At 35.2% G+C, this 3,461-nt stretch carries 3 protein-coding genes and 1 pseudogene; all 4 read left to right on the forward strand.

Annotation, left to right across the window (positions count from 1 at the left end):
- Positions 1-1,098, forward strand: a pseudogene (locus tag ACFIO3_RS10245) (DNA-directed RNA polymerase subunit beta'); the annotation flags it as partial.
- A 717-nt stretch (positions 1,099-1,815) separates the two neighbouring features.
- A complete protein-coding gene (locus tag ACFIO3_RS10250; RefSeq protein WP_375704410.1) occupies positions 1,816-1,995 on the forward strand; it encodes a hypothetical protein in 180 nt (59 codons plus the stop codon).
- A gap of 228 nt (positions 1,996-2,223) precedes the next feature.
- A complete protein-coding gene (locus ACFIO3_RS10255) occupies positions 2,224-2,913 on the forward strand; it encodes a nitroreductase (protein ID WP_375607225.1) in 690 nt (229 codons plus the stop codon).
- Positions 2,914-3,255: 342 nt separating this feature from the next.
- Positions 3,256-3,461: serine dehydratase beta chain (locus ACFIO3_RS10260; RefSeq protein WP_375704411.1), on the forward strand; the 206-nt coding region annotated here is incomplete at its 3' end.

A 3,461-nucleotide genomic window follows, 5' to 3' on the forward strand; every position in this document is an offset into this window, starting at 1 on the left:
GGTTTATCTGTCACTGAAACAGCTGATGAATCTACGGGTATTACGAAGCGTTTGGTGATTGATTGGCGCGCTAATCCACGTGGTGCGGATCTTAAACCAGCCATTATTATTCACACGGATAAAGAAGGTGAATCTATTGCTAAGTTGTATAAGGGAGGTGAAGCCCGTTATATGATGTCAGTGGAAACTATTCTTTCTGTTGAACTTGGTGCTCATGTTAAGGCTGGTGATGTTATTGCTCGTTTGCCGATGGAAAGTGCCAAAACGAAAGATATTACGGGTGGTCTTCCTCGTGTGGCTGAGCTTTTTGAAGCGCGTCGTCCAAAGGATCATGCGATTATTGCTGAAGTTAGTGGTACAATTCGGTTTGGCCGTGGTTATAAGAATAAACGTCGTATCATTATTGAACCAAATGATGAAACTCTTGAGGCAGTAGAATACTTGATTCCAAAAGGTAAGTTGTTCCACTTCCAAGAAGGCGATCAAATTGAAAAGGGGGATTATATCCTTGATGGGAATCCAGCACCTCATGACATCTTGGCGATTAAGGGAGTTGAGGCTTTGGCATCTTATCTTGTTAATGAGATTCAGGAGGTTTATCGTTTGCAGGGAGTTCTTATTAATGATAAGCACATTGAAGTGATTGTTCGTCAAATGTTGCAAAAAGTTGAAATTACTGAATCTGGAGATTCTGGTTATATTCCAGGTGATAATGTTGATCGTATTGAACTTGATGAAATCAATGATAATTTGATTGCAGAAGGGAAGAAACCTGCATCTGGTAATCCCATTCTTCTTGGAATTACAAAAGCTTCTCTTCAAACGCCTTCTTTCATTTCGGCGGCATCGTTTCAGGAAACAACACGTGTTCTTACTGAAGCAGCAGTTTCTGGTAAAATTGATACTTTGCAAGGACTTAAAGAGAACGTTATTGTCGGTCGTCTTATTCCAGCAGGTACGGGTGGTACAATTTCTCAAATCCGTCGTATTGCTGCAGTTCGTGATGATTTGATTGTAGATGAGCAGCGTAAGTCTAGTAATAACGAAGTGGCTAAGGCTATGTTGACAAATATGACAACCGGGGCTGTTGCAGAATAATTTAAATACAACATCACATAATAAAAAAACGTCTGAATAGAAAGTTCAGACGTTTTCTTATTTCGAAATGCAGAAGTTGTATATTCTCTTGAAAAATATCAAAAATTATAAGGCGATAGTTATTTTTAACATCTTTGGTAGCTTATTGTTTTGTAATGATGCTTATCTTTCTTGTTGCTTCATTTTAAAGTTTTCTTATTTCTGAAGGCAGTATAGAAAGTTTTTTCCCAAGTATGTGAAACTCAAAAAACATATTCAAGGAAAAGAGTTGATTATCTACAAATCAAATAATGATTGATTTTGAATTTTAGGAAAATTTCTGATTGATATCTTCTATAAAGATTTAAAAGGACTTATAATGAAAGATCAATAGTCTTTCTGTAATATAAAAATAATTGATTCTCTACTATACAATGTTTGTGAATGTATTTTCTTCTAAAGTAGAATGCAGAAAATTAGAGATTAAGGTGCTCACTAAGTTTTATAAAAAATAGACATATTTCTTATAACAATGTGATCTATGCAGACAGAATAATAAAATGTACGAATATTATTCAATTGGAAAATTAACACGTGAGTTTTCAATAATAGCTCGAACTTTGCTATGAAGAAGAGGGATTTCTTATCCCTTTTCGGTTTGCAAATACACGGCTTTATACATAAACGGGTCGTCATAAGTTAAAACAAATCCTGTGTACTAAAAGAGTTAAATTTTCGTTGTCTGAAATATCTGATATTTTGACAATGGTTGGAAAACCACCTGATAATGAGAAAAAGCTTAAGAAATTAATTGCAGGAATTCATAAAAAACGAACTGATTTAAAGCAGATGCAGCATGATGTTGATGATCTTCTACAGGATTTAGAAGGAATTGAGGAGAGTTTTTTGAGAGCTTAGCGGAGTTGGTGGTTAGACATTGATTATAAATTTATTTTGTCTTCTTTTAGACAAATTTCTTTCTCTTAAAAGAGATAGATTATACTATCTCTAAGGGGAATATTTACCACTGCGTGAAATGTGTAAGTCATTTAAAGAAATAGAGTGTTTGAAAAAGCTGCAAAGGTATTTTCGCAGTATATTATCCTTGATAAGAAAAAACTATTTTTCATAAAGAAAGTAAAAACAATGACAGTTTCTCCTATGAGTGTTTTTCAATCTATATTGTCACGAAAGTCAATTCGCGCTTTTACTGATCAGCCAGTTAGTTTGGAAACAATCAAAGAAATCTTAAAACTTGCAGCACGTGCACCATCTGGAACAAATATTCAGCCATGGCAAGTGATTGTGCTTACAGGAAGTGTATTACAGAAAGTAGGGCAAGAGCTTTCACAACTTGTGCTTTCAGGTGTAAAAGGAGAGCGTGAATATAGTTATTATCCACGTCAGTGGCGTGAGCCTTATATTTCAAGGCGTCGAAAAGTTGGTTTGGATCTTTATCAGAGTCTTGGAATTCAAAAAGGAGATGAAGAAAAAATGCTTCATCAAAAAGCACGAAATTTTTTATTTTTTGATGCACCTGTAGGACTCTTATTTACAATGGATCACGACATGGAAATAGGGAGTTGGCTTGATTTGGGTATGTTTATGCAGACCATTATGTTAGCAGCACGTGGATTTGGATTGGATACCTGTCCCCAAGCAGCTTTTGCTGATTATCATAAACAAATTCGTACGCTTTTATCTGTACCTTCTGATCGGAATATTATTTGTGGTATGGCACTTGGTTATCGCGATATGAGTGCTCCAGAAAACAATTTTGAGACAGAACGAGAACCGTTAGAAAACTTTGTACGTTTCATCGAAGCATGTCCATAAAATATTTTATATCATTAAGCATATACTTTGAAGAACTTGGTGCATTATGAAAAATATGCTTGGTAGAATTTTTTCATTCTTATTAAATTATGATGTTGCATATTAACACTTATTTTACTACGTTCGAAACATTAAGAGAGTGATGACTCTAAGGGCATTGTTCGTTTTGAAGGTTGGCTAATGGAAAGCACTATAGAAAGAGGGTGTTGGGTGGTAGCAAGACGAGCAACATTCGTGTTTATTGCTATCATTTTTTTACTCTATCTCGCAATTTGATTTTAAACAGGACAAACGTTATAGAAAAGCGTATACTCAGACCATATTGGAGTTTTGAGGTGGTTCGTGTTTTTATCTGTTTTTGAACTTTTTAAAATTGGTATTGGTCCTTCTAGCTCACATACGATGGGGCCGATGACAGCGGCTAATATGTTTTTGCAAAGGATACGAGATTTTTCTCAGTTATCTGATAACCAAGTTTCTCGTATACGTGTTTATCTTTATGGTTCTTTAGCTTTCACAGGTATTGGTCATGCGACAGATAGAGCTAT

The organism is Bartonella sp. AD328YNZD, assembly GCF_042196425.1.